Genomic DNA, 25461 nt, shown 5'->3' on the forward strand with positions numbered 1-25461 from the left:
TTTATTCAGTAACAACAACGATTATGAAAAATTCAACAAAATGGATCACCTCGGCATTTGCAGCTGTGGCCATCCTTTTCGCATCACATGTAAACGCTCAAACCACAACCTCAAACCCTGGTGATACCTGGCGCTTAGGCATAGGTGTTGAAGGCGCTATTCCAACGGGAAATTTACACGACTTCTCGAACTTTGCTTTAGGAGGTACCGCCCGATTGCAATATGATACCCGGTCAAATCTGTCGTTCATGTTAACATCCGGTTATTACAATGTATTTGCTAAACAATATACCGTTGGCGCTACTACTTATAAACCAGATGCTTTAGGTATTATACCTATCAAAGCGGGTTTAAAAGTTTTTGCCGGGCAGAACATCTATTTCAGCGGTGAACTTGGTGCCGGTATTGAAACAAATTATGGTAAAAATACCAAATTCATTGCTTCGCCAGGTGTAGGTTATGCTAATGCCGGTGGGTTGGATATAGGTGTACGTTACGAGAATTTTAGCGGCCAAAGCGATAACTATGGCATGGCAGCCTTGCGTATAGCCTATGGTTTTAAACTTTAACCGGTAAAATTAAGATAAAAGGCTTCCTTGCAAAAGGAGGCCTTTTTTGTTTGGAGGCAAACTTGACAATTATTGGCTTCAAAGTATTATTTTTAGCCGTGCAAAAATATACGCTGTTTATCGATACAGAAACATCGGGCCTGCCCAAAAACTGGAAGCTGCCTTATGCGGATAACGCCAACTGGCCCACTGCTGTACAGGTTTCGTGGGTAATTTATGATGAACACCGGCGTGAAGTAAAGCGCGAAGATCATTATGTCAGTAATAATGACCTGGCAATCAGTAAGCAAGCCTACAAGATACATGGTTTGAGCGCCGAATTTTTATCGCAGCACGGCGATTCGCGCAAGCAGGTTATGAAATTGCTTTACCAGGATCTTGAAAAATACAAACCACTGGTAGTAGGGCATTTTGTCGAACTGGATTACCACATTACCGGCGTAGATTTTTTTAGGGTGGAGATGGAGCAACCCATGAACAGGTTGCCCATGTTTTGCACTATGCTGGCTACCAAAAATATGGTCCGTAACCCACAGATGCACTATCTGAAGCTGGGCGAACTGTACGAGCTGCTGTTTAATAAGCCATTGGGCAACCAGCATAACGCTATGACGGATGCGCTGGCTACCGCCGAATGCTTTTTTGAACTGCAACGTACAGAGGCCATCGACGATGATAAGATAACCCGGCAACAAATTGAGCGTGAGCGTTTGCAGAAACCGGTGCTAAAAGGCGGCTGTGGAGTGCCCGTATTAGTGATGTTAATTTTTATGGCTTTAATTATTTATTGGCTATGAATAGCAGGATCGAATTTTTAAAGAGCGCCGAACCTTTTAACATTTTGCCCGAAAATGTTTTGGAGGAGATAGCAGAACAATTGCAGGAAATACGCTATAGCAAGGATACGGTTATCTACCAGCAGGAGATCACCAAAATGCGCGGTATTGATATTATAGCCGAAGGCGAATACGAGTCGTTTTTTTACGACAGCGCGCAAAATAAACGGTTACTGGAAGTGCACGGCAAGGGCTATTGCTATGGCGGCATATCCGTACTGGTAAACCGCAAACAATCCATTCGTACGGTGATTGCAAAAAAGGGCACGATCGTTTATTTCCTGCACCGCAAATACTTCAGGGTGTTATGTAAAACGTACGACGATTTTTTTCAATACTTTACCTCGGAGTTTGGCAAACGTATGCTGAACGATGATTTTGCGCATTTTTTTAAACGCCCGGCTACTTTTGAGGAAAGCTATATAGCTTCCGAGCAATTGTACTCGCGCCGGATTGAAAGTATCGAATATCGCGAACTGATCTCATGCAGTGGTGATACGCCGATATATGAAGCAGCACGAAAAATGGCCGCGCATAAGATCAGCTGTATTTTTGTGAACGATGGCGGCGAAAACAATATTATCGGCTATGTAACGGATATTACTTTAAGAGATAACGTAATAGCCAAGCTTGCTGATGCAAACGCGGCGGTGAGTACCATCATGGATAATCCCATCGTGTCGATCGATGCCGGCGCTTATGTTTATGAGGCCATCCTGATGATGTTCCGTACCAAAACACGCTATCTGCTCATTAAAAAAGATGGTAAATACGATGGCTTTATCAGCCGTACCAAGCTTTTGAGCGAGCAGGCGCAGTCGCCGCTGGTGTTCATACAGTCGGTAAAGCTCGCCCTGTCGGATGATGAGTTGAAACGCAAATGGGAAACCGTACCGCAAATTGTCACCCAGCTTTTGGGCAGAGGCGTGCATGCCGAAATTGTGAACCAGGTAATAACCACCGTAGCCGACACCATCGCACAAAAAGTAATAGAAGGCGTGATAGAACAGCAAGGCCCGCCCCCGGCCAAATTTGTTTTTATGGTGCTCGGCAGCGAAGGGCGAAAAGAACAGACCTTTAAGACCGACCAGGATAATGCCATTATTTACGAGGATAAAGCTAACGAACACCGCGAAGAGGTAAGAGCTTATTTTCTTGAATTTGCCCGTGTGGTATCCTACAGGTTAAATTACATCGGTTTTAGCTACTGTACCGGCGGCTTCATGGCGCAAAACCCCGAGTGGACGCATTCCTTATCGTACTGGAAGCGCAATTACATGAGTTGGATGGCTGAGTCGGTACCCGAAAGCGTGATCAAGTTTTCGACCTTTTTTGATTGCCGGTCTATCTACGGCGAAGAATCGATCATGAAAGAGCTCAAGGATTTCCTGGATGAAGAACTGCAAAAACCGATGGAAAAGCTCTTCTTCCACATGGCCAAAAATGCGCTTCAGTACGAACCGCCGCTTACCTTCTTCAAAAAAATAAAAACGTTCACCAAAGGCAGTCAGGAGGTGTTCGATATTAAACGCACCATGACACCGATTGTCGACCTGGCACGGGTTTATGCCCTTAAGAACCGAATTTTTGATGTCAATACCGGCGAACGCCTGAAAGCATTGAAGGACAAAGGCGTGTTTACCGATGTGGCGTATCACGAGTTGATCCAATCGTACTATTACCTGATGGGCATGCGCTTGCGAAACCAGGCATCGCAGATAATGCATGATAATACTGCGCCTGACAACTACATCGACCCGGCATCGCTTACCAAAATTGAGCAGGTAACACTTAAAGAGATCTTTAAAACCATCGAGGGCTTCCAGGCTAAGATCAGGATGGAGTTTACCGGTAGTTTGCTGGGATAAAAAGCTTTCCTTTCGATGGAGGCGGGCCAGGCTGATTTTTATTTCTTCTTCCGTTCAGCCCTGTATTTTTCCATAATTGCCTTCAAATCGATTTTGGCACAATCGGTAATTAGTTCGGTGGCAACGGCAAGCGGCAATTCGGCCTCATTTTTAAAATTAATACAACCTTTCTGAAAATTAGCATTAGGTAACAATGCCTCATATTTAACATGCATGGGGGCATTCATATAAATCGGCATACAATGCAGCGACATATAATCTTTAACGCTTGCCAGGCCGTATTTGAACATCTCGCAATTATACAATATCATTTCCTTACCCATCATTTTGCCAATGGTAGCTGTAACGGTCGGGTCGTTAGCCAGGATCGTTTCATGCAATGCCCTTAGCAAAGGCTGGCGTTGCGGATCCTGATGGGATAAATGCTCATCGATACTCATTTTGATCAGGTTTTAAGTGTCTTTTGCTTGTTCCGCAGCATGGTCAGGGCTTTACCTGCACGTACCTTACGGGTCTCTTCGGCTTTAGCCGAGCCAACCCAATCGCAATAGCCTTGCTTGTACGATTTTGAGAGGGTCTCAAAAAATGCATTAGCTTCGGCGTCCCCTTCCAGTAAAACTTGCAGCTCGGCAGGTGTGCCCTCAATATGTTCTCCTTTTTTCAGCATAATAGTATAAATATAAATAATTAGTTTAGCGATATGCAAAAGGTTCTCATATTGCTCCTTATCATCGTTTGCATCAGTTGTAATTCAGCCGACAAAATTCGTGAAGAAAAACTGCGCGATACATTGGAAAAGATAAGGATAAAGGCCGATTTTAAGCCATTAGATTCAGCCGGGGCGTATAATTTCATGAATAATTATTTCTTGCCCAGGCTTGATACGTTACCTACAAAGCGTAAAATATTTATTCACCCTTTAATTGGTCGTGATTTTAAAATGATTTATAAACGTGAGGAAGCAAGGCTTACTGCTCAATTTTTGGGAGATACCACAAAACAGTATTATCCACCCGACATAGTGGTTGAACATGCTGGTATCTTTATCAATGAACATGCTAATTGGAACAGTAAATTATTAAGAAATACCATTGTGATTAATGATAATATCTTTAAACACAATCATCATCTGGAAGTTACCGGATTAAAAGCCTGGCATAAAAAATTTGGTTATGGATATATGTGTATATCATACCCGCAATACAATGAACATACCAAAAGGCTGTTTATAAGAGAATGGATAGAAAATGCTGACTGGTGTGGAACGGGTAGAGAATATACCTTTGGATATACAAAAACTACAAATGGTTGGAAAGCAGATTAGCTATTCAGATTTTTAACAAACTTACTTATACTTAGGTTTAACCGAACGATACTTTATAACTCATGCGCGCAACCTTTAACCCGGCCGAAAAATACATTTTAGAAGATGATCGCGTTCTGCTTCGTCCGCTTGAGGCCGGTGATATTAAGTACCTGATGCCGTTTTCGCTGAATGAGCCCGATATATGGACCTACTCGAGCATTACCGGCGCAGGCCGGGAGAATATGGAAAACTATGTTAAAGGGGCATTAGCCGCAAGGGATACCGGAACCGAATATCCTTTTATTGTTTTTGATAAAAAGGCGAATGCCTATGCCGGGCTAACGCGGTTTTACGATATTCAGCTAAACAATAAAACCCTGCAGTTGGGCTATACCTGGTACGGCAAGCAGTTTCAGGGTACTGGCATGAACAGGCATTGCAAATACCTGTTATTGGGTTTTGCCTTTGAAGAGTTGGGGATGGAACGTGTAGAGTTCAGGGCCGATAACGCCAACTCGCGCAGTATAGCTGCCATGAAAGCTATTGGCTGCACCGTTGAAGGCGTTTTGCGCAGCAACGGCATCAAGCGCGACGGCACGCGACGCGATTCGATTGTTTTAAGTATTTTGAAACAGGAATGGGAGAGTGGCGTAAAGGAAGTATTGAAAGCTAAATTAATATGAGCCATATAGATTTTCAAACGATCGACTGGAGCAAAATAGAACCGACCGAACATCCCGGCGAAACCGGCACAGCGTTTTGGCGTACCTTACAATACGATGGTTTAAGGGTACGAATGGTGGAATATTCTGCCGGTTACCTGGCTGATCATTGGTGCAAAAAGGGCCATATCCTGCATTGCCTTGAAGGAGAGTTTATAAGCGAGATGATAGATGGCGAAAACTTTGTCCTGACCAAAGGGATGACCTATATCGTGTCCGACGAATTGAGCACACACCGGTCGTATTCCAGAAACGGCGTAAAACTGCTGATCATCGACGGGGACTTTTTAAAGCTGACTTAAATACAGAATGCCGCTAACTTTCGCCCACCCTGCAATTGTTTTACCTTTGAGATACCTGTCGAAACGGTGGGTTTCGTTAACCGGCCTGGTGACCGGTAGCGTGGTGCCCGACTTTGAGTATTTTATACGGATGAAGATACTAAGCATTTACAGCCATACCTGGTTGGGTTTGCTCTGGTTTGATCTGCCGTTAGGGCTGATATTGTGCTATGTTTATCACAATATTGTCCGCGACGGTTTTATTGATAGCTTGCCGTCGCCATTATACAGACGTCTTAAACCTTATCAGGGTGTCAACTGGAACCAGTATTCCAGAGGGCACATGCTTGTCGTTGTCGTATCTGTTATTACAGGCGCTGCATCCCATTTGTTTTGGGATAGCTTTACGCACCTCAACGGTTATTTTGTGGTGAGATGGGGAATGAAAAGGGTAGTTGCAATAATGAGCGTACATTTGCCGCTTTATAAGGTTGTGCAACATTTAAGCACACTGGCAGGAGGCGCAATTATATTAACCGTATTGTTTACACTCAAGCCATTGCCAGCCGTGATGCGCAAGATCAATTACAATTACTGGATAGCAGTTTGCGTGGTAATGACTGCGACGATAATCTTGCGGATATTGTTTGAAAATAATGTACAGTACCCTGACCTGATAGTGACCACTCTTTCAGGTTTCATAGCCGGGATAATTTTGGTGCCGGTGATCTTAATTAAAAAGTACCTGGTACAAAATAATCGAGCCGAACACGACCAGCCCGAACGAAGAAAATATTAGTGTTTTGTCGCGGGTAAACCTGCGCATAAATCCCAACCGGTTTTTATCGAGGCTAAACATGTAAAAGGCAACCCCCCAAACGATAAGAAGTAGCCCCAAGATCATACTCATCAAAGTGTCAAATCCGGTAATTGATTCCTCGAGTCTCATGGTTCGTGATAATTGGTTAAGTAATAGCTGTTTATATACAAAACAGCTTTTCCGGGTTATACGACGACGGAGACCAAAGGTTTCGTTTTTTGAAAAATAGTTTATTTAATGTTGCGAATTGTTTCTTTAACCGATTTTTAATAGCTCAATGTCTCGTCGGCTACCCAGCCGATAATGATGATCGATGGGTGAGTCAGGTGAGCTTCTGTGGCCAGTTTAGGCAGATCCCTGATCGCTCCACGCACCGATTTTTGATGGGGCAGCGAGGCATGCTGAATAATTGCCGCCGGCATGTGCCCGTTGCCGGCATCAACATAAGTTTGAGCAATTTCGTCAAGCTTTTTCATGCCCATATAAATCACCACAGTGGCATTGCTTTGCATGGCCAGGTTAATGTCGGCCGAAAGGCGGCCATCTTTTTTGGTGCCGGTAACCATCCAAACGCTTTCGCTTACAGCGCGGTGGGTAAGAGGTATATCTAAAAAGCCACTGGCCTGCATGCTGGTAATACCCGGAACAAAGTACGTCCGGATGCCATGATCGCGGGCAAACAGTATTTCCTCATAACCACGGCCGAAAATAAAAGGATCGCCACCTTTGAGCCGCACAACAAGCCCTTTGGTTAAAGCCTTTTCTCTGATCAGTTCCAGTATTTCTTCCTGTGGGGTGTATTCGCCGTAAGGCTGTTTGCCCACATATATTTTCTCGCAATCGTAGCGGGTAATATCTAAAAGTTCCTTGTTGGCCAGGTTATCGTACAAAACAACGTTGGCACGCTGCAGCGTTTTATATCCTTTTACGGTGATCAGTTCAGGGTCGCCGGGGCCGGCGCCTATTACATATAATTCGGGGATAATGGCATCACTCATAGTGGGTATATCAATTATTCGTGCTAACTTAAAAACTAATTCACAATAAACCTGCGTTTTTACATAGGTTTGTGCAGTATTTGATCGCAACATGACGGATTTATCATATAAATACTACCAAAGTCATAGTAAATTGGGTTTTATCGGTCAGGATGGCCAGCAGAAACTTACTCAGGCAAGGGTACTGATCGTTGGCGCAGGCGGGTTAGGCTGTCCCTGCCTTTTAACCCTGGCAGGTTGCGGCATTGGCACCATTGGTATTGCCGATTTCGATGTGGTATCGGTTTCTAATCTCCACCGCCAACAGCTTTATACCGTCGATGATGTGGGCAAATCAAAGATTAGTATCGCTAAACAAAGGCTGTTGCAACATAATCCCCTGTTGACGATCAACGAACATAGTTTACTGGTTGCCCGGGATAATGTGTTGGATTTGCTTAAAGAATATGATATTATAGTTGACGGTACCGATAATTTTGCTGTGCGTTATCTCATTAACGATGCCTGTGTATACCTGGATAAGCCACTGGTTTACGGGGCAATATATCAAACTGAAGGACATGTTACCGTTTTTAACTACCGGCAATCGGCCACATTGCGCTGTCTTTTCCCCGAGCCGGAGGCCGAAACAGTTGTGCCATCCTGTGCCGATGTTGGGGCTTACAATGTGGTTACCGGTATTATCGGTATCATGATGGCTAACGAAGTGGTTAAAATCATTGTCGGCAGTAGCGATATACTGATCAATAAATTAGTGAGTTACGATGCTTTATCTGCCGGGATTCGCACGATTGCTTATCGTGAAAACGCCAAAAGCAGGGAGATAAGCATAAAACGGTTTACCGCCGGAAATGAGGCTACAGACCTTTCAGTAGACGAGTTTTTAATTTTAGATCCGGACAGCTACCGGTTAATAGATGTACGTGAAGATTGGGAGCATGATGAGTTTAATATTGGCGGCGAGCAAATTGCTATGGCTAAGTTTAAGCGATACGATTTCTCAGCGTATGCAAAATCCGATAAACTGATACTGTATTGCCTGCAGGGCCTGCGCAGCCGGTCGGCGGCACAGTTTCTACGCGAAAGCGGTTTTATAAATGCCATTAGCCTGAGAGGGGGCCTAAACGCATATCTTGCCCTGAAATAAGGTTTTTATCATTTTAGCTTGTACCTTTAAAGCATGTTACGCGTTAGTCAGTTATTTATTTACCCCGTCAAATCACTTGGCGGTATCGAACTAAGCTCTGCCGAAGTTACCGACAGGGGCTTTAAGTACGACAGGCGATGGATGCTGGTTGACGACAATAACCGTTTCCTGAGCCAGCGCGAATACGCCGAAATGGCCCTTTTGAAAGTTAGTATTGCGGATACCGGTTTACTGGTTAAACATGCCCATTATCCTGGTGATGAAATATTGGTGCCCTTTAAGCCACAAACAGATCAAACAGGCAGGTTTGTAATTTGGGACGATATCGTTACCGGACAATATGTAAGCGAAACTACCGACCAATGGTTTAGCCGTAAGTTAAAAATCAATTGCAGGCTGGTGCATATGCCCGATGACAGCCATCGCGGGGTAAACCCTAAATACGCTGCAGACAAGATCACCTCTTTTTCTGATGCGTACCCGTTCATGATGGTGGGGCAATCTTCGCTGGATGATCTGAACAACCGTTTAGCGGATAAAATACCGGTTAACCGTTTCAGGCCCAACCTGGTTTTTACCGGTGGCGAACCTTTTGATGAGGATACGATGGGCCATATCATCATTAACGGCATTGGCTTTTACGGCGTTAAACTTTGCGCCCGTTGCCCGATACCAACTATCGATCAGGACACCATCGCGAAAAGCAAAGAACCCACAAAAACCCTGTTAACCTACCGCCGACGGAATAATGATGTGTATTTTGGACAGAACTTTGTTCACCAGGGAGATGGAATAATTAGTGTTGGCGATGAAATAACCGTTTTAGAAATTAAAGAAATGCCAAATTCGTTAAAACTGGCATCCATATAAGTATGCGCGATATCACCCACAAACAAATTACCCTGCGTACCGCCAAAGCTGTTGGCATTATATTTTGTACACAACAAACTGTCGACCTGATTAAAAACGATCAATTGCCCAAAGGCAATCTATTTGATGTGGCACGCGCAGCCGGGTTTATCGGCGCAAAGCTTACCCCGCAGTTATTGCCGCATTGCCACCCGGTGCAGATCGATGGGATGGATATGAGCTTTGAATTTCTGGACAGGGAAAAGCATGCCGGATTATTTAACGAAGCGGTTTTTGGTAAACAGGGCATTGTGATAACAGGCGATGCCAAATCGATAGGGCGCACGGGTATTGAGATGGAAATATTGACAGCCGTATCAGTTGCCGCTTTGGAGATATACGATATGCTGAAACCGGTAGATAAAGAGCTGGAGATCGGTCATATCAAATTATTACAAAAACGCGGCGGCAAGAGTGACCGTGAGCGTTTTTTCGCCGAACCTTTGAGCTGTGCGGTTTTGGTTTGTTCGGATTCGACAGCGGCCGGAGAGCGCGAAGACAAAAGCGGCAGGATCATCTGCGAGATGTTAAAACAGGTAAACAGCAACGTGTTGCATTACCAGGTTTTACCTGACGATAAGGAACAGATACAGCAGCAAATACGAGCCTGGGTTGCCGAAGATATCAACTTTATATTTACCACAGGCGGAACCGGCTTCGGGCCGCGCGATAATACCGTTGAAGCCGTTGAAGAGCTACTGGAACGCCACGCCGATGGTATAACCGAAGCTATGCGCGGTTACGGACAAATGCGCACACCTTTAGCTATGATGAGCCGGGGAGTAGCTGGTTCGATAGCGCAGACCCTGATTGTTACTTTACCCGGAAGTGCCGGCGGCGCGCGCGAATCAATGGAAGCAATACTACCGGCCGTTTTTCATGCCCGGAAAATGATGCTGGGCGAGGGACATTGATATGCTGAAGTTTACCGAAGCTCAACAACTCATCAGAAATTTATCGCGTTCATTTGGCGAGGAGGAAATTGCTTTGGCCGATGTGGAAGGCCGGATTTTGGCCGAAGACATTTACGCTGACCGCGATTACCCGCCTTTTAACCGCGCCGCGATGGATGGTTATGCGGTCAATATTGCAGATTGGGAGGCCGGTATCAGGGAATTCCAGGTGCAGCAGGTGATCTATGCAGGAGAATTGGGTCAAGAAGATTTGAAACCCGGCACATGTTATAAGATCATGACAGGTGCTCCAGTGCCATCGTCTGCCAATGCTGTTATCAGGCGCGAAGACGCTGAGCAAACAGGCGATGTTGTGAATTTCGACCTCAAAAACATCAAGCTATACCAAAGCATATCCCGGCAGGGAGAAGATATGCAAAACGGTGAGCTGATATTGCCTAAGGGTACTAAATGCTCGTTCGCTGCCATTAGCATATTGGCGGCGTTGGGGAAAAGCTGTGTTAAGGTGCATAGCCTGCCTAAGGTGGCTTTATTCACGACTGGTAATGAACTTGTGGAAGTAGGCATGTTGGTGTCGGACACTCAGATCCGTAACAGCAACCAATACCTACTTAAAAGTCTGCTCAAAAAATGGCTCATCAGACCAACTATCTGCAAACACGTTATTGATGATAAAATGCAATTGAAAACCGCTTTGGCGGAAGCTCTATCGTGCGATATCATCGTTACCTGCGGCGGCGTATCTGCCGGGGATGCCGATTATCTGCCCGAGGTGCTGGAAAACCTTAGCGTAAAAAAACTCTTCCATAAAGTAGCTATTAAACCAGGCAAGCCCATCTGGTGCGGGCAAATGCCTAACGGTGGCATGGTTTTCGCTTTGCCGGGTAACCCGGTATCGTGTATGGTAACGTTTAAACTGTTTATCGAAACCTATCTGGTTGCTTGTTTAGGAGCGGGCATCTCTAAAATACTAACATTACCCTTTAAAGGCACTCGTACCCACACCGCAAATCTCGACGAATTCTTTCCGGTAACTATATCAGGCAAACCGGCTTCGGTGCAAGCCATCACCATCAACAGTTCGGGCGATATCCGGCTTGGTTTACATGCCGATGCTTTGGCTCACCACCCGGTTGAAGTTGCAGAGTTGAACAACGGGAGCGTCGTAACCTGCTATTTGCTGTAGTCAATACCATGTAATTATTCACCCCACAACTCAACAAAACAAGGTACTAATGGCACGCGTTTGGTATTACAATCGTATATTTGAATTTAAATGATGCTTTTGAACGATAAATTTGGCCGTAGTTTTAAAACTTTACGGGTTAGCTTGCTGAGCACCTGCAACCTGGGCTGTGTTTATTGTACCATGGGCACCGAAGAAGAGGTGTTAATCGACCGGAAGCCGCAGCCATCTGCTTCGTTTTTTCTGAACCATATTGCCAGGTTGCATGCGCAGCTCAATCTGCAAACGATCAGGTTTACCGGCGGCGAGCCGCTGCTGTACCGCGAACTACCCCAGGCTATTAAAGGTGTTAAAGCTTTAGGCATACCGGATATTAAGCTCACTACCAATGCGTTTTTGCTGGATAGGATGGCACCTGCCTTAAAAACAGCAGGTTTGCGGTATGTCAATGTATCGTTGGATGCAATGGATGAAGAATCCTTTTTCAGGATGACCAGGCGCAGGCAGCTCGATCGTACGTTAAAAGGCATTGAAACAGCTTTGGCCTGTGGGTTGGATGTAAAGATAAACGCGGTGATGATGAAAGGTAAAAATGATGACCAGGTTTTACCATTGCTGGAATATGCTTTTGAACGGGGCATCGCGATACGCTTTTTAGAAGTAATGACCATGGGCCATTTGTTTGGCCACGGGCAGGAATACCTGTTTTCGCAGGATGAGATACTGAATGTTATTGCCTCTGAATACAACTTTAGTAAGCAACACAGGAAATCCTCATCTACAGCTAATTACTGGCAAACGACTGAAGGAGGTGTTTTTGGGATCATAGCTAATGATACCGAACCGTTTTGCCAGGATTGCAACCGTCTGAGGCTGGATGCCGAAGGCAATATTTATGGTTGTTTGAGTAATAACCATGCTATCGCACTAAGCGGAGCCGAAGATGAACAGGAGTTGGGAGAGAAACTGCAACAGGCCATGTCGCAAAAGCAGGAACTACATTTTACGGGCAGCGAGATGAGCATGATGCACATTGGCGGATAAGAATATAAAATGAAGATACAGGTTTTCGCGGTTTTAAAAGACCATTTTGATAAAGAGTTTGAGCTGAGCAGGGATATCAAAGATATCGCCTCGTTGAAAGCCTATTTATCAAATCAAAATACCGGGGCCGAGGGGATCTTACAGATCAGCCGCTTCGCCGTACATAACGAATTTGTTGACCTTGATTACGCTATCAAACCAAATGATACGATCTGCATATTCCCTCCAAGCAGCGGAGGCTGAAATACCGGCATTATCGGCAACGCCGCTTGATGTGGTAGCTCTTTTAGCCCAGGCGCATCACCCGGAAGCGGGTGCAGTGGTGTTGTTTAGCGGTGAAGTGCGAAATCATAACCAGGGGCAGGATGTCGACTACCTGGAGTATGAAGCACATGAGGCAATGGCCGAAAAAATGATTGCAGAGATCATTAACGACGCTCACGCCAAATGGCCGCTTAAAATAGCTGTCGCCCAACACCGAACCGGAAAAGTAGCTATCGGCGAAACCGCCGTGATCGTGATCACTTCATCGGCACACCGCCACGAAGCGTACGAGGCTAATCAGTACATTATCCATCGCATAAAACACGAAGCAACCATATGGAAATGCGAGTATTTTACCGATGGCAGCAAAAAATGGGGCGGTAATTGCAGTTGTTGCCCCCCGGCCCTCTAAAAGGGGGAACTTTTTAGCTATGGAAGATAATTCTCAAAATAAGAATCGACGTTCCTCCTTTAGGGGGTTAGGGGGCAAACCCTTCATCACCATAGAATATTGCCCGAAATGCGGCTGGATGCTCCGGGCGTCGTACATGGCGCAGGAATTACTGACCACGTTTACCGACGATATCAAAGCTGTGCTGTTACAGCCAAGCGAAATAAACGGGCGCTATACCATTAGGATAAATGACTTGGAAATATTTGATCGCAAGCGGGCCGGGCGTTTTCCTGAGATCAAAGAACTAAAGCAACTGGTGCGCGATGTGGTTAACCCGGGTAAAAGCCTGGGCCATTCAGATAAAAAAGATTAGTAGCACCATGCAAAATAAAAGCACCGCTTAGTAAAATAAACTGCATATTTAAACGCTATAAAACCGGAGCATTTTATTTGCGCTTAATGATTGCACTTTTACCTAAACGTATTACATATCTGCAGTTTGTAAACATTCTATCAATAGCGAAACTATTGGGCGTGTTATTACTGTTTTTATTGCAAACACACTTTTTATTTGCGCAATCACAATATACCCTCAGCGGCACGATCAAAGATGCTGCAACCGGCGAGGTTCTTATCGGCGCAACTGCCCGCATTGAAAATACCGCATCAAAAGGCGCAATTACCAACAGTTTTGGATTTTACTCCCTCACCATTACCCAAGGCGAGCATATTTTACTGGTAAGCTATATCGGCTATAAAACCGATTCGTTGAAGATCAGCCTTCATAAAGATACCCGTATAAACATAGAACTGGTATCGGGGCATGCACTTAACGAAATTGTGGTTAGCGATAAAAGCAGCCGGAGCGATAACGTGTTGAACCCGCAGATCGGCGTAAATAAACTAAATACCAATGATATTAAGGATGTGCCGGTATTTATGGGCGAGAAGGATATCATCCGTACTATTGAGTTGCTGCCTGGCGTAAAAACTACCGGAGATGCCAATACCGGCTTTTATGTACGCGGTGGCGGATCGGACGAAAATCTCATCCTGCTTGATGGTGCTACGGTTTATAACCCATCGCACCTGTTTGGTTTCTTTTCTACTTTTAACTCCGATGCGGTAAAAGATATCAGCCTGTACAAAGGTGGTATGCCGGCTCAATACGGCGGGCGCTTATCATCGGTTCTGGACGTGCGGATGGATGACGGAAACAATAAAGACTATGGCGCTGAAGGAGGAATTGGCCTGATATCATCGCGGATAAAGTTTGAAGGCCCGATTATTAAAAACAAAGGTTCGTTTATGCTTAGCGCCAGGCGGACCTATGCTGATGTTTTTTTAAAGCTATCCGGCGATTCGACACTGAAGGGCAGCAGTTTATACTTTTACGATCTGAATCTTAAGGCCAATTACCAGTTGGACGATAAAAACATTATTTATCTTTCGGGATATTTCGGTAAAGATGCAATCGGGCTGAAAGATAATTTTGCTACTAACTGGGGCAATACTACGGCTACCCTCAGGTGGAACCATATATTGAACAACAAACTGTTTTCAAACACTTCCTTTATCTACAGCAACTACAATTATGTGATCAATAATTTTTCGGCTACAAGCAATATCAATGTACAATCGAAAATTGAGGATTTTAATCTTAAGCAGGATTATGAGTACTTTTTAAATAACAATAATACACTAAGTTTTGGAGCGGGCGTGGTGCATCATACTATTATGCCCGGCAATATCTCAACCACGCAAACTTCAAGTTATAATTCAAAAACAATCCAGACCCGCCATGCTTACGAAGCCAATGCTTATATATCCGATTCGTGGCAGCCGCTAAATAGCCTGACTATAGTTTACGGGCTTCGGGCAAACTTTTTTAACCTTGTAGGCCCCGGCACTTTCAATACTTATAATGCCGACGGCGTGCTGACCAATGTGTCGACATATAGTTCAGGACAGAGCATACAAACTTATTTTAATCTCGAGCCACGCATCTCAGCTAATTATGTGATTAACCCGCAAAGTTCTGTAAAGGCATCATATAATCATAACTCACAAAATATTCATTTACTATCAAACTCAACATCGAGCCTGCCTACCGATTTGTATGTAATGAGTAGTAACAATATCAAACCCGGCGTAGCCGATCAGGTATCGCTTGGTTACTATCGTAATTTTAAAGATGATCAGTTTGAGTTTTCGACCGAAGTTTACTATAAATGGCTAAAAAACGAGGTAGATTATCGTAACGACGCCGACCTGGTTGCTAACGAAACCGTAGAATCGCAATTACTTTACGGGGTTGGTCGGGCATACGGCGCCGAGTTTTTCCTGAAAAAGAAATATGGGAAGTTTAACGGATGGATAGGCTATACACTTTCCCGGACCGAACGTAAAATAGATGGCATTAATAACGGTAATTATTTCCCGGCCCGGCAGGACCGTACGCACGATGTTTCGCTCGTGGGGGTCTATAACCTCAGTAAACGAGTGACGATATCGGCGGTATTTGTTTACGGTACGGGCAACGCTGTAACGTATCCGGCAGGTAAATATCAGATAGGTGGCTTAACTACTTATTACTATAACCAACGAAATGCCAACAGGCTGCCGGCCGATAGCAGGCTTGACCTGGGCGTAACGTTAGAGGGGAAGCAACATAAACGTTATCATTCGAGTTGGAACTTTAGCATTTATAATGCTTTCGACCGTATGAATCCTTATAGTGTGGTATTTCAGGATAGCGCGGGCAAGCCATCGCACACCGAAGCCGTAGAAACCAGTTTGTTTGGTATCATACCAGCAGTGACCTGGAATTTTAAGTTTAAATAACATTTTATAACCAAATGAATATCAGAGTATTATTAATGTTTTATTTGTTGGCTATTGTACTACTGTCGTGCCAGAAAGTAATTAGCGTGGATGTGGGTAGTTCGGCAGCGCAGCTGGTTATTGAGGGTAATCTTACCGATCATCAGGGCACACAGACAGTAACACTGTCAAAATCGGTGCCCTACGGAAATGCCAATGTTTACCCGGCGGTAACCGGTGCGACAGTTACTTTGAATGATAATACCAATACCACCTATAGATTTACCGAAACACAGCCCGGAACATACACCATCAATAACTTTAAGGGAAGGGCTTTAATATTCTATGTATTAACCGTTAAAGCCGAAGGTAAAACGTATTATGGCGGGTCGACCATGCAGTTCCCCACCAACCTGGATTCGCTTACCCTGATCAGTCAAACGTTTGGCAGTAAAAGCGTTATCAATGTTGTGGTTAATTACCAGGATCCGGCAAATATCGCTAACCAATATCGTTTTGTGATGTATGTAAATAGTGTGCAGGTAAAACAGATATTTGTCGAGAACGATCAGTTAAGCGATGGCCGGTCGGTATCTACTACGCTTTACCAGCACGATATCGATCTGAAGAAAGGCGATAAAGTGGATGTTGATATGGAGTGTATTGATGGCAATATGTATAATTACTGGAACAGCTTAAGCAGCCAGGGAGGCAACACGCCTCAAAATTCGGCAACACCATCAAACCCGCCATCAAATATTCTTGGTGGGGCATTAGGCTACTTTAGTGCCCATACCGTGCAACGTAAAAGTATTGTAATACCTTAACCTGGTAATTAAGCTTTATATTTGCCTTAAAGATGAAGAGTTTAAAAAAATATTACATAGTTGGCGCCCCGCCCGAAGACGTGTATAATGCCATTACCAACCCGTTAAGTATACAGTTGTGGACGGGTGAGGAAGCCGTAATGAGTACCGAACCCGGTTCGGAGTTTTCGATGTGGGAAGGGAGCATAGCAGGTAAAAACCTGGAGTTTATCGATAGCAAAAAAATTGTGCAGGAATGGTACTTTGGCGATCAGTCTGAAGCATCTGTCGTAACGATTATCCTGCACCCGCATAAAGACGGCACCTCGGCCGAGCTGCGTCATACCAATATACCTGATGAGGATTTTAATGATATTTCTGAAGGTTGGGACAATGCTTATTTTGGTTCGATCATTGATTTTTTCGACGCCTTTTAATCAGTAAGAGGTAAACACTAAGGCCCGGTTTTTGTTAAGATTGAATGACAGCAGAAATGCTTTTTCATTAAAATCTAAAAAAACCTGCTTATGAAAACGCTTAATTTTTTGAAACTAACCGCAGCTATGTTGCTTGGCATTTGCCTGTTGAACCTACCGGCAATGGCACAGCAAAAGCTTGAAACCAAGATAAATGATTCCAAAGAAGTACTGGCCGAGTTCGGGAAGATGAAGGAAAGTATTCCGCACCAGTTGCTCCAAGATACGCATGGTATTATCATCATACCGAAAATGATTAACGCCGGCCTTGTTGTAGGCGGCAAACGCGGCAAGGGCGTAGCACTGGCGAAAGGTGCTGACGGCAAATGGAGCGACCCGGTATTTGTTACTTTAACAGGTGGTAGTTTTGGTTTGCAGGCCGGCGTACAGTCTGTCGACCTGGTACTGGTAATTAAACACAGCGAAACGTTAACCAATATTGGCAGGGGGAGCTTTACCTTAGGCGGGGATATTTCTGTAGCGGCCGGCCCTGTTGGGCGCAGCTCGACAGCCAGTACAGATTATAAGTTCCAGGCCGAAGTTTACAGCTATTCGCGCAGTCGCGGTTTGTTTGCCGGTATCAGTTTAAACGGCGCATCGCTTTCGGTTGATGCTAAATCAAACACCGAATTCTACGGTAAGGATTCGGCATCGGCAACCATATTCGCCCAGTCTAAAAACCCGACAGCTTCTGTTAAGGAACTGAAGGCTACTTTGGAAGGGTTGTATTAGCCCGGAGTCCTGAGCTCTGAGTCTCGAGTCAAAAAGAGTTTAAATGTAAAGGGCCTATAATGTTTGCATTATAGGCCCTTTACATAATAAAAGATTCTGGGCTCAAGACTCAGAGCTCAAGACTAAACCTTACCAGATCTTCACCCGCTTATCCGGATCGATCCACATGGCATCGCCTTTTTTAACGCCGAAGGTTTGATAAAATTCGGGTACATCGGAGAAAGGTGCGTTAACCCGTAAAAAGCCGGGGGCATGCACATCTGTCGATAACTGCTGTGCCAGTGCCTCATCGCGTTCGTGGCCCAACCAGCCCAGGGCATAGCCTAAAAAGAAACGCTGCATCGGCGTTAAGCCATTGATAGTTTTGCCTTCTTTATACTGTTGTGTCTTTTTAAAGGCATCCAAGCCCAGAACAATACCGCCAAGGTCGGCAATGTTTTCGCCTAAGCTGGCCTGGCCGTTAACATGCAGGCTATCGAGTATCTTATAGCTGTTAAACTGATTGACAAGCATTTGGGCGCGTTTGGTAAACTTAACCGAATCTTCAGCGGTCCACCAGCCTTTCAGGTTTCCCTTCTCATCATACTGCCGTCCTTCGTCGTCAAAACCATGGGTGATTTCGTGGCCTATAGTAGATGCGGCAGCATAACCGTAAACCACGGCGTCGTCCATATCTTCGTCCTTAATGCCCGGAACGATGAATTGCGCGGCAGGTAAGGTTATTTCGTTGTTCGACGGGCTGTAGTTGGCATTATAGGTCTGCGGCGTCATATTCCACTCGGTATGATCGACAGGCTTACCCAGTTTATTGATATTATTGAGATATTGCCAGTGCCTCGCATTCATTACGTTAGCCGCGTACGATGTACGATCGATCTGTAAATTAGAGAAATCCTTCCATTTATCGGGATAACCAACTTTGGGATGGATGGTGCTTAATTTTAACAGGGCCTTTTGCTTGGTTTCGGGGCTCATCCAATCGAGTTTTTCGATATGCTCTTTATACGAGTCGCGGATAGCTTCAACCAGTGCCACATATCGTGCTTTGGCCTTTTCGGGGAAATACTCTTTTACGAACAATTGCCCGAGCAGTTCGCCCATAATGCCGTTCTCGGTATCTAACACGCGTTTCCAACGGGGCAGCTGTTGTTTCTGCCCGCGCAGAATGGTCCCGGTAAAATGAAAACTTTCAGCACCTATTGCGTTGTTCAGATATGGCGCGTACGATGAGATCAGCTTCCAGCGCAGGTAAGCCTTCCAATCGTTGACAGGGAAAGTGCTTAACCCCTTGCTTACCGCTTTGTAATATTCGGGCTGGCCGATGATCACGCTATCCACATAAGGCATGCCCATTTTAGCAAAAACCTTGTTCCAGTCGATATTAGGAGTGAGTTTATTGAACTGGGCAACCGTCATTTTATTATAGTTGCGATACGGGTCGCGCAGGTCCTCCAGTTTACGGCTGCTATCGGCAAGCGATTTTTCTATGGCATAAACGCTTTTGGCATCGGCCTTTGCCTGCTCATCGCTCAGGCCCGAAAGCTTAAGCATATTAGGCAGGTAATTGGCCTGGTATTCATTACGTATTTTTACCGTACGCGCATCCGTCTTAAAATAATAGTCGCGGTTAGGTAAACCCAGGCCGGTCTGATTAAGTTGCAGCATCATTTTTGAGCTGTTCTTATCATCCTGGCCAACACCGGCACCAATAAAGGTGCGTGTGCCGATGGTGCTTAGCGTGGCGGTGACGTTCAGCAGGCTGTTCACATCCGTAATAGCGGCAATCTGATCTAATTGCGGTTTCAGGGCATTAATGCCTAACTTTTCTATCCCGGCCGAATCCAGGCCGCTGTAATAAAAATCGCCTATTTTTTGTGTGCTGCTGCCTTTTGGCGCATTGGCCTTCATGGCGTCTTCGTTGATCTTTTGCAGACGGGTGCGGATATCTTCGCCCACAACGTTACCGATACCCCAGCTTGAGTAAGCGGGAGGAATAGGGTTTTTACTTATCCAGCCGCCGTTGGCATATTTAAAGAAATCGGCGCCCGGACTAACGGATTTATCGAGGTTTTGAAAAACCGGGTCGTTTGCCGGGTGTGTCTGAGCGGTGGCAGAGCCATATATTGCAAGCGACAATATACCCGCAGTAAGCAGTTTAATGTTTAAATGTTTCATGAAATCAGTTGACTATCTGTCAAACATAATTAAATTTATGCTATTTGTGCTATGCGAAGCCCAACTAAAAGATGGAAATTGTAATATTGTATGATGATGTATGGCGATGAAATTCTGAAGATCATCCTGTCGGCCATATTTGGCTGCCTGGTGGGGCTTGAACGCGAGGTGCGGCGCAAACCTGCCGGTTTCCGGACGCTTGCGCTCATTTGCGTAGGCGCTACCATATTTACCATTTGCTCGTACAAACTGGGAGTAACGGATAACCGCGACAGGATAGCGGCAAATATTATTACGGGGGTGGGTTTTTTAGGTGCGGGCGTTATTTTCAGGAATAATGCTTCGGTTTCGGGCATCACCACTGCGGCCACCATTTGGATTGCAGCAGCTTTGGGTATGCTCATCGGTATAGGAGAGTACTGGTTATCGATGCTGACACTGATAGTTTCGCTGTTTATCTTATATGCCTTGCAGTACATACAAAATTGGGTTGACAGCCGTTTTCAGCACAGGCTCTACTCCATTACCTTCGAAAGTGATTTTACCGGCGATGAGTTGCTCAGAAGAATAGCCGAATGGAGTCTTAAAACACACTCGTTCAAAGAAACAAGAGTTGAAAAACAAACCAGTTTTGAGTTTGACCTTACCGGGAGGGAAGTAAATATGAACAAATTCAACCAGTGGCTTAAAGATAACAAACAGGTGTGCTCTTTCAGATGGTAAAACCGTCAGGCATTTGCAAGGGCAAGCAATCTTTTCACGCGCTCGCTATCCGTTATTTCCAGGATGAATTCGCCCCCGAAACCATTAAAAAGTATATGGTCATTCTGGTACTCCATCTGGCTCTCCACCCGCATTTTAGCTGTTGAGTGGAATTCGGTGGCTCCTGTATAATGGATCAGATCGGCTATATTATGCTCGTTGATACCGCTGCCGGGCATAACAGATATCCGGCCTCTTGCCTCTTTGATAAGGTGCGATATTATGTTAACCCCTTCAATAGCCGAACTTTTACCACCCGAGGTAAGTATCCTGTCGCAGCCAAGATTAATGATATCTTCCATTGCCTCAAAATGATCGCGGCACATATCAAAGGCCCGGTGAAAGGTAACGCTAATGCCTGCTGCCTTTGCCATATCAACTAATTCTGAACAACGCTGTTTATCTACAGTGCCATCTTTGCAAAGGATACCGATCACAATGCCATCACAACCGCCGCCAATAAAATGAGCAATATCTGCTTTCATCACTTCAAACTCTACGTCCGAATAATAGAAATCGCCGCTGCGTGGCCTGATCAGCGGAAATATAGGGATTGTGATATGTTTTTTGGCGAGCACAAACTGACCATGAGACGGTGTGGTACCTCCTTCGTTAAGGTTATCGCAAAGCTCGACGCGCGTTGCACCGCCCTGCTGGGCGGCTATGGCGGATGTAATTGAGTTTGCGCAAACTTCGATATTGATCATCAGTTAAATATACTGATTTTTAACTCATGTTAATAAAAACTCTTGCCGTCGATGATCAGATCCTGTTTTTGCGCATTGCAAACTGCAAATGAAAAACCTTTCTGTATAGCATAAGCACCATACTCACCTTTTTTGTTGATCGCCAAAAAGCCAACCTGTATTTCTTTGGCAGTTTGCGGTTTCTTTCTGATGATACGTTTAACGGCTTCTTTGCAGGCATCCTCGGGCGAATAGCCCTGGCGCATCAGCTCAACCACCAAAAAACTCCCTACATTGCGTATCACCTCTTCGCCAACGCCGGTTGAAGTTGCCCCGCCAACTTCATTGTCTACATATAATCCTGCACCGATGATCGGGCTATCGCCAACGCGGCCATGTATCTTCCAGGCCATGCCGCTGGTGGTACAGGCCCCGCTGATGTTGCCTTTGGTATCAATAGCCAGCATACCGATGGTATCGTGATTGCCTTTGCTGCCCGGCGCTGTATTAGGATCGTATGTTTTGGTTTCGCTGTTGATCTCGGGTTTGTATCTGGCAGTTTTGAGCCATTCGTGCCAGGCTTTTTCCGATTCGGGCGTCAGTAACTTCTCTTTCTTAAATCCCTGTTCAACAGCAAATTGCGTGGCTCCATCGCCAACCAGCAGCACATGCGGTGTTTTTTCCATCACCAAGCGAGCTACCGAAATGGGGTGGGCTATGTACTCCATCCCCGCAACAGCGCCGCAATTGCCTTGTTCGTCCATAATGCAGGCGTCGAGTGTAACATGCCCGTCGCGGTCAGGGTATCCGGCTTTGCCCACGCTGTGGTTTTTAAGATCAGCTTCGGGTATTTTAACACCGGCCTCAACAGCATCGAGGGCGCGGCCGCCTTTTACCAATGTTTTCCAGGCTTCCTCGTTAGCGGCAACGCCGAACGGCCAGGTAGAGATAACAACAGGTAAAGCAGAACGTTCCACATCGGCACCAGTAAGTACTTTAGCAAAACTTTGTGTTGATATTGCAGCTAAGGAAGCACCCAAAGCTGAGCTTTTAATAAATTTACGGCGATTATACATAGAGTAGATGGTATGAAAAAGGCGATCGGTGATTAATTGGCTGTATTCTGTATCTCCCTGATCTCGACACTCCCATTAAATTCAAAAACGGGGCACTTTTTTGCAATCACCCTTGCTTCGTTCATGTCTTTGGCGTTGATGATGAGAAACGAACTTACCAACTCATTATTGGCAATGTACGGACTGGGTTTGGTAGTTTGGGTAGTTCCGCTGATGGTTTCGCCGTTATTCGCGGGCCTGAAACCGCTGACTATTTTGCCGGCTTTTCCCAGTTCGCCCATATAATCCTGCCAGGCTTTGATGTTTTTGGCAATGGTATCGCCGGCCGGTGGCACAAAGTCGGACCGGAATCTCACGATAAGCATAAATTGCCGGGTAGCGGTTTTTGCCGGAGCATTTTGGGCAAAACTGCCGATGGCCAGCATAACGGCCATCAACATAAAAATTATCCGTTTCATATTGATATGGGTCAGTTTGGTGAAATTAGTTTAATTTTTCAATACAAGGTATCATTTAAAGATAAAAAATTTCCGGGAAAGCTTCACCTGCGACCCCGAAACCTTGGTTTAAACCTAAATTGCTAAGTTTGCAGGTATGCATATCACCATCATCGGTTCGGGTAACGTAGCAACACACCTTGCCGCGGCATTAAAAAACGCCGGGCACAAAATTATACAGGTTTACAGCCCCAATCAACATAATGCCGCAATACTGGCCTATCATGTTGGGGCCAAACCGGTCAGCGATCTGTCAAACATCGATGGCGCGGCGGCCGATCTTTTCATTATTTCGGTTAAAGATGACGTTATTACAGATATCTGTCGGGAGTTATCGGTTTATCAAAAACTAATCGTGCATACTTCGGGCGCCACGCCAATGCTTCCAGGCGATAAAAGAGGTGTTTTCTATCCTTTGCAAACGTTCAGCAAAACAAAAGAGCTCGACTTTAGCCAAGTACCGCTGTGTATCGAAGGCAGCGATGAGCAGGTGACAGCTATGCTCGAACAGCTGGCATATACACTTAGCAGAAATGTTTATAGGGTGAATTCCTCTCAACGTAAAATATTGCACCTGGCAGCCGTTTTTGCCTGTAATTTTCCCAATGCACTGTATGCCATAGCACAGGGTTTGCTCGCCGAGCATCAGCTCGATTTTAACCTGTTGCGCCCCTTGATTTTAGAGACAGCCGAAAAGGTGCAGCAAAGTCTGCCCGCCGAAGTGCAAACCGGGCCCGCAGTGCGGCGCGACCAGAAAACCATGAACGATCATATGCAGTTATTAAGCCCTGAGCCTGTCTTGCAGGATATTTATCAAATACTCAGTCAGCGCATTATCAAAATGGATAATGCACTTAAAGGCGATGAGTAATTTTGTTACTTTTGCAGCAAATGAACGTTTTTACACTAAAAATAAATTTTGAGGAGAAAGATCACGATCCGGTTGAGCTACCTATTGCAGAAGGCGAATCGGTATTGGATGTCTGCCTCGAAAACGGAATAGAATTACAGCATAACTGCGGTGGCGTTTGCGGTTGCAGTACCTGCCATGTATATGTTACCGATGGGATGAACAACATCCAGGAAATATCAGATAAGGAGGAAGACTTTATCGATCGTGCCGTTAACCCCCGCATTACCTCCCGTCTGGGGTGCCAGTGTGTTGTTATCGATGGGGATATCGCGGTCACAATTCCTGATCAGTCGCAATTCATGGGCCATTAACCAAACGCTAACCTGAAAGAAATGATAGATAATAAATTTGAACTCCCCATATATTGGAACGATCACGAAGATATCGCTATGGGTTTATATGAAAAATTTGGTGATGACTTCGACGAATCAAAGATATACCGCATCCGCTTTACCGATCTTTTAGAATGGGTTTTAACGCTGCCTAATTTTGCCGGCAAGCGCGAAGAGTGCAACGAAGGCCACCTGGAGCAGATCCAATCGGCCTGGGTTTACGAGTGGCGCGATAATCAATAGCAGTTAGACCAAGGATGAAAGAGCAAAGAATAAGGATTGTTCCTACCCGTCCGATTCTGACTTTTAGATCTTTTGTCCTTGCTCTTTGTTCCTTAATTCAAAATGTTAGATAAGCTAAGCCTGATAACCACTTTAATTTTCGATGTCGACGGTGTTTTGACCGATGGCTCTGTCTTTGTAACCGAAAGCGGCGATCAATGCCGTACCTTTAACACCAAGGACGGCTATGCGCTGCAACTGGCTGTAAAATGCGGTTATCATGTCTGTGCAATAACCGGGGCAAAATCAGAAGGAGTGAGGCACCGCTTGAACAGCCTGGGCATAACAGATGTATACCTTGGCGCCCATACCAAGATCGATCTGTTTAAAACCTATATTGCAGATAAAGGCATCGACCCTGCCTGCGTGCTGTACATGGGCGACGACATACCCGATATCGATATTATGAAACACGTAGGCTTGGCAGTTTGCCCTGCCGATGCGGCCGAAGAGGTAAAAGTTGTAGCCAGATATATATCGCCGTACAACGGCGGGCGTGGCTGTGCCCGCGACGTGATTGAAAAAGTACTGAAGATACAGGGCAAGTGGATGAGCACGAATGCGATGAGCATATAGTTTATTGGTTCATTAGCCAATAGTTCATTTGTCTTATCGCTTTATTTATATTCGGATGCCAGAACTA

Annotated in this window: 31 protein-coding genes; 24 read left to right on the plus strand and 7 right to left on the minus strand. The window is 45.2% G+C overall.

Annotated elements, in window-relative coordinates:
• Window positions 1–23: 23 nt before the first annotated feature.
• The 3 genes from BEL04_RS03125 to BEL04_RS03135 all read left to right on the plus strand — a co-directional run bounded on the left by BEL04_RS03125 (window position 24) and on the right by BEL04_RS03135 (window position 3273).
• Complete coding sequence (locus BEL04_RS03125) at window positions 24–569, plus strand: hypothetical protein (RefSeq protein ID WP_066000085.1); 546 nt, start codon at window positions 24–26, stop codon at window positions 567–569.
• A 98-nt stretch (window positions 570–667) separates the two neighbouring features.
• Complete coding sequence (locus BEL04_RS03130; RefSeq protein ID WP_066003399.1) at window positions 668–1366, plus strand: 3'-5' exonuclease; 699 nt, start codon at window positions 668–670, stop codon at window positions 1364–1366.
• On the plus strand, window positions 1363–3273 hold the full coding sequence (locus BEL04_RS03135; protein WP_066000088.1) for a DUF294 nucleotidyltransferase-like domain-containing protein: 1911 nt from the start codon (window positions 1363–1365) through the stop codon (window positions 3271–3273). The genes BEL04_RS03130 and BEL04_RS03135 overlap by 4 nt, the downstream gene beginning before the upstream one ends.
• Window positions 3274–3311: 38 nt before the next feature.
• On the opposite strand, the gene BEL04_RS03140 is transcribed toward BEL04_RS03135, so the two are convergent.
• Together BEL04_RS03140 and BEL04_RS03145 are read right to left on the minus strand one after the other, a co-directional pair.
• A complete protein-coding gene (locus BEL04_RS03140; protein WP_066000090.1) occupies window positions 3312–3713 on the minus strand; it encodes a DUF1801 domain-containing protein in 402 nt (133 codons plus the stop codon).
• A 5-nt stretch (window positions 3714–3718) separates the two neighbouring features.
• Window positions 3719–3940, minus strand: coding sequence for a YdeI/OmpD-associated family protein (locus BEL04_RS03145; RefSeq protein WP_066000091.1), 222 nt, complete (start codon window positions 3938–3940; stop codon window positions 3719–3721).
• Window positions 3941–3973: 33 nt separating this feature from the next.
• Here BEL04_RS03145 and BEL04_RS03150 point away from each other — a divergent pair, with 33 nt between their 5' ends.
• The 4 genes from BEL04_RS03150 to BEL04_RS03165 all read left to right on the plus strand — a co-directional run bounded on the left by BEL04_RS03150 (window position 3974) and on the right by BEL04_RS03165 (window position 6381).
• Window positions 3974–4597, plus strand: a complete 624-nt coding sequence (locus BEL04_RS03150) for a hypothetical protein (protein ID WP_066000094.1) — start codon at window positions 3974–3976, stop codon at window positions 4595–4597.
• A gap of 62 nt (window positions 4598–4659) precedes the next feature.
• Complete coding sequence (locus BEL04_RS03155) at window positions 4660–5262, plus strand: GNAT family N-acetyltransferase (RefSeq protein ID WP_066000096.1); 603 nt, start codon at window positions 4660–4662, stop codon at window positions 5260–5262.
• Window positions 5259–5603: a DHCW motif cupin fold protein gene (locus BEL04_RS03160; RefSeq protein ID WP_066000098.1), complete on the plus strand. Its 345-nt coding sequence runs from the start codon at window positions 5259–5261 to the stop codon at window positions 5601–5603. The genes BEL04_RS03155 and BEL04_RS03160 overlap by 4 nt, the downstream gene beginning before the upstream one ends.
• A 7-nt stretch (window positions 5604–5610) precedes the next feature.
• Window positions 5611–6381, plus strand: coding sequence for a DUF4184 family protein (locus BEL04_RS03165; protein ID WP_066000101.1), 771 nt, complete (start codon window positions 5611–5613; stop codon window positions 6379–6381).
• 287 nt (window positions 6382–6668) lie between these two features.
• Here the strand turns inward: BEL04_RS03165 and cobA are convergent, their stop codons facing one another.
• Window positions 6669–7400, minus strand: coding sequence for a uroporphyrinogen-III C-methyltransferase (cobA, locus tag BEL04_RS03170; RefSeq protein ID WP_066003405.1), 732 nt, complete (start codon window positions 7398–7400; stop codon window positions 6669–6671).
• Window positions 7401–7491: 91 nt separating this feature from the next.
• On the opposite strand from cobA, the gene BEL04_RS03175 reads away from it, so the two are divergent.
• The 12 genes from BEL04_RS03175 (at window position 7492) to BEL04_RS03230 (ending at window position 18095) form a co-directional block, all read left to right on the plus strand.
• Window positions 7492–8547: a HesA/MoeB/ThiF family protein gene (locus tag BEL04_RS03175; protein ID WP_066000103.1), complete on the plus strand. Its 1056-nt coding sequence runs from the start codon at window positions 7492–7494 to the stop codon at window positions 8545–8547.
• Window positions 8548–8580: 33 nt separating this feature from the next.
• Window positions 8581–9417, plus strand: a complete 837-nt coding sequence (locus BEL04_RS03180; protein ID WP_066000112.1) for an MOSC domain-containing protein — start codon at window positions 8581–8583, stop codon at window positions 9415–9417.
• A 2-nt stretch (window positions 9418–9419) separates the two neighbouring features.
• Entirely contained in the window at window positions 9420–10370 is a 951-nt protein-coding gene (moaCB, locus tag BEL04_RS03185; protein WP_066000117.1) for a bifunctional molybdenum cofactor biosynthesis protein MoaC/MoaB, read from the plus strand.
• A 1-nt stretch (window position 10371) separates the two neighbouring features.
• Window positions 10372–11556, plus strand: a complete 1185-nt coding sequence (locus tag BEL04_RS03190; protein ID WP_066000120.1) for a molybdopterin molybdotransferase MoeA — start codon at window positions 10372–10374, stop codon at window positions 11554–11556.
• Between the two features lie 90 nt (window positions 11557–11646).
• Window positions 11647–12600, plus strand: a complete 954-nt coding sequence (locus BEL04_RS03195; protein WP_083227741.1) for a GTP 3',8-cyclase MoaA — start codon at window positions 11647–11649, stop codon at window positions 12598–12600.
• Between the two features lie 9 nt (window positions 12601–12609).
• Complete coding sequence (locus BEL04_RS03200) at window positions 12610–12843, plus strand: MoaD/ThiS family protein (protein WP_066000123.1); 234 nt, start codon at window positions 12610–12612, stop codon at window positions 12841–12843.
• Window positions 12803–13276, plus strand: coding sequence for a molybdenum cofactor biosynthesis protein MoaE (locus BEL04_RS03205; RefSeq protein WP_066000125.1), 474 nt, complete (start codon window positions 12803–12805; stop codon window positions 13274–13276). Before BEL04_RS03200 ends, BEL04_RS03205 begins: the two co-directional genes overlap by 41 nt.
• A gap of 19 nt (window positions 13277–13295) precedes the next feature.
• Complete coding sequence (locus tag BEL04_RS03210) at window positions 13296–13631, plus strand: SelT/SelW/SelH family protein (protein WP_066000128.1); 336 nt, start codon at window positions 13296–13298, stop codon at window positions 13629–13631.
• 86 nt (window positions 13632–13717) lie between these two features.
• Entirely contained in the window at window positions 13718–16102 is a 2385-nt protein-coding gene (locus BEL04_RS03215; protein WP_083227742.1) for a TonB-dependent receptor, read from the plus strand.
• A gap of 14 nt (window positions 16103–16116) precedes the next feature.
• Window positions 16117–16908, plus strand: coding sequence for a DUF4249 domain-containing protein (locus tag BEL04_RS03220; RefSeq protein ID WP_066000130.1), 792 nt, complete (start codon window positions 16117–16119; stop codon window positions 16906–16908).
• Window positions 16909–16940: 32 nt separating this feature from the next.
• Window positions 16941–17324: an SRPBCC domain-containing protein gene (locus tag BEL04_RS03225; protein ID WP_066000133.1), complete on the plus strand. Its 384-nt coding sequence runs from the start codon at window positions 16941–16943 to the stop codon at window positions 17322–17324.
• 90 nt (window positions 17325–17414) lie between these two features.
• Window positions 17415–18095: a lipid-binding SYLF domain-containing protein gene (locus tag BEL04_RS03230; RefSeq protein ID WP_066000136.1), complete on the plus strand. Its 681-nt coding sequence runs from the start codon at window positions 17415–17417 to the stop codon at window positions 18093–18095.
• 129 nt (window positions 18096–18224) lie between these two features.
• On the opposite strand, the gene BEL04_RS03235 is transcribed toward BEL04_RS03230, so the two are convergent.
• Window positions 18225–20270: a M13 family metallopeptidase gene (locus BEL04_RS03235; RefSeq protein ID WP_066000139.1), complete on the minus strand. Its 2046-nt coding sequence runs from the start codon at window positions 20268–20270 to the stop codon at window positions 18225–18227.
• Window positions 20271–20360: 90 nt separating this feature from the next.
• Between BEL04_RS03235 and BEL04_RS03240 the strand changes: the two genes are divergently transcribed.
• Window positions 20361–20993 (plus strand): MgtC/SapB family protein, encoded by a 633-nt coding sequence (locus BEL04_RS03240; RefSeq protein ID WP_066000141.1) that lies wholly within the window; start codon window positions 20361–20363, stop codon window positions 20991–20993.
• A gap of 5 nt (window positions 20994–20998) precedes the next feature.
• Here the strand turns inward: BEL04_RS03240 and BEL04_RS03245 are convergent, their stop codons facing one another.
• From BEL04_RS03245 to BEL04_RS03255, 3 genes are read right to left on the minus strand one after another with little or no spacing between them, the layout of a single operon-like run.
• On the minus strand, window positions 20999–21739 hold the full coding sequence (locus BEL04_RS03245) for a copper homeostasis protein CutC (RefSeq protein WP_175403988.1): 741 nt from the start codon (window positions 21737–21739) through the stop codon (window positions 20999–21001).
• A gap of 29 nt (window positions 21740–21768) precedes the next feature.
• Window positions 21769–22794, minus strand: coding sequence for a N(4)-(beta-N-acetylglucosaminyl)-L-asparaginase (locus BEL04_RS03250; RefSeq protein ID WP_066000147.1), 1026 nt, complete (start codon window positions 22792–22794; stop codon window positions 21769–21771).
• Between the two features lie 32 nt (window positions 22795–22826).
• Window positions 22827–23252, minus strand: coding sequence for a YciI family protein (locus BEL04_RS03255; protein WP_083227743.1), 426 nt, complete (start codon window positions 23250–23252; stop codon window positions 22827–22829).
• A gap of 136 nt (window positions 23253–23388) precedes the next feature.
• Between BEL04_RS03255 and BEL04_RS03260 the strand changes: the two genes are divergently transcribed.
• The 4 genes from BEL04_RS03260 to BEL04_RS03275 all read left to right on the plus strand — a co-directional run bounded on the left by BEL04_RS03260 (window position 23389) and on the right by BEL04_RS03275 (window position 25394).
• Complete coding sequence (locus BEL04_RS03260) at window positions 23389–24162, plus strand: Rossmann-like and DUF2520 domain-containing protein (RefSeq protein WP_066000154.1); 774 nt, start codon at window positions 23389–23391, stop codon at window positions 24160–24162.
• 20 nt (window positions 24163–24182) lie between these two features.
• The gene (locus BEL04_RS03265; RefSeq protein ID WP_066000157.1) at window positions 24183–24515 is read left to right on the plus strand and encodes a 2Fe-2S iron-sulfur cluster-binding protein; all 333 of its coding nucleotides are present in this window, start codon (window positions 24183–24185) and stop codon (window positions 24513–24515) included.
• 21 nt (window positions 24516–24536) lie between these two features.
• On the plus strand, window positions 24537–24779 hold the full coding sequence (gene iscX / locus BEL04_RS03270) for a Fe-S cluster assembly protein IscX (RefSeq protein WP_175403989.1): 243 nt from the start codon (window positions 24537–24539) through the stop codon (window positions 24777–24779).
• Window positions 24780–24881: 102 nt separating this feature from the next.
• Window positions 24882–25394 carry an HAD family hydrolase gene (locus BEL04_RS03275; RefSeq protein WP_066000159.1) on the plus strand — a complete coding sequence of 171 codons (513 nt, stop codon included), beginning with the start codon at window positions 24882–24884 and terminating at the stop codon, window positions 25392–25394.
• Window positions 25395–25461 lie beyond the last annotated feature (67 nt).

It is taken from the genome of Mucilaginibacter sp. PPCGB 2223, assembly GCF_001705515.1.
GTDB lineage: Bacteria > Bacteroidota > Bacteroidia > Sphingobacteriales > Sphingobacteriaceae > Mucilaginibacter.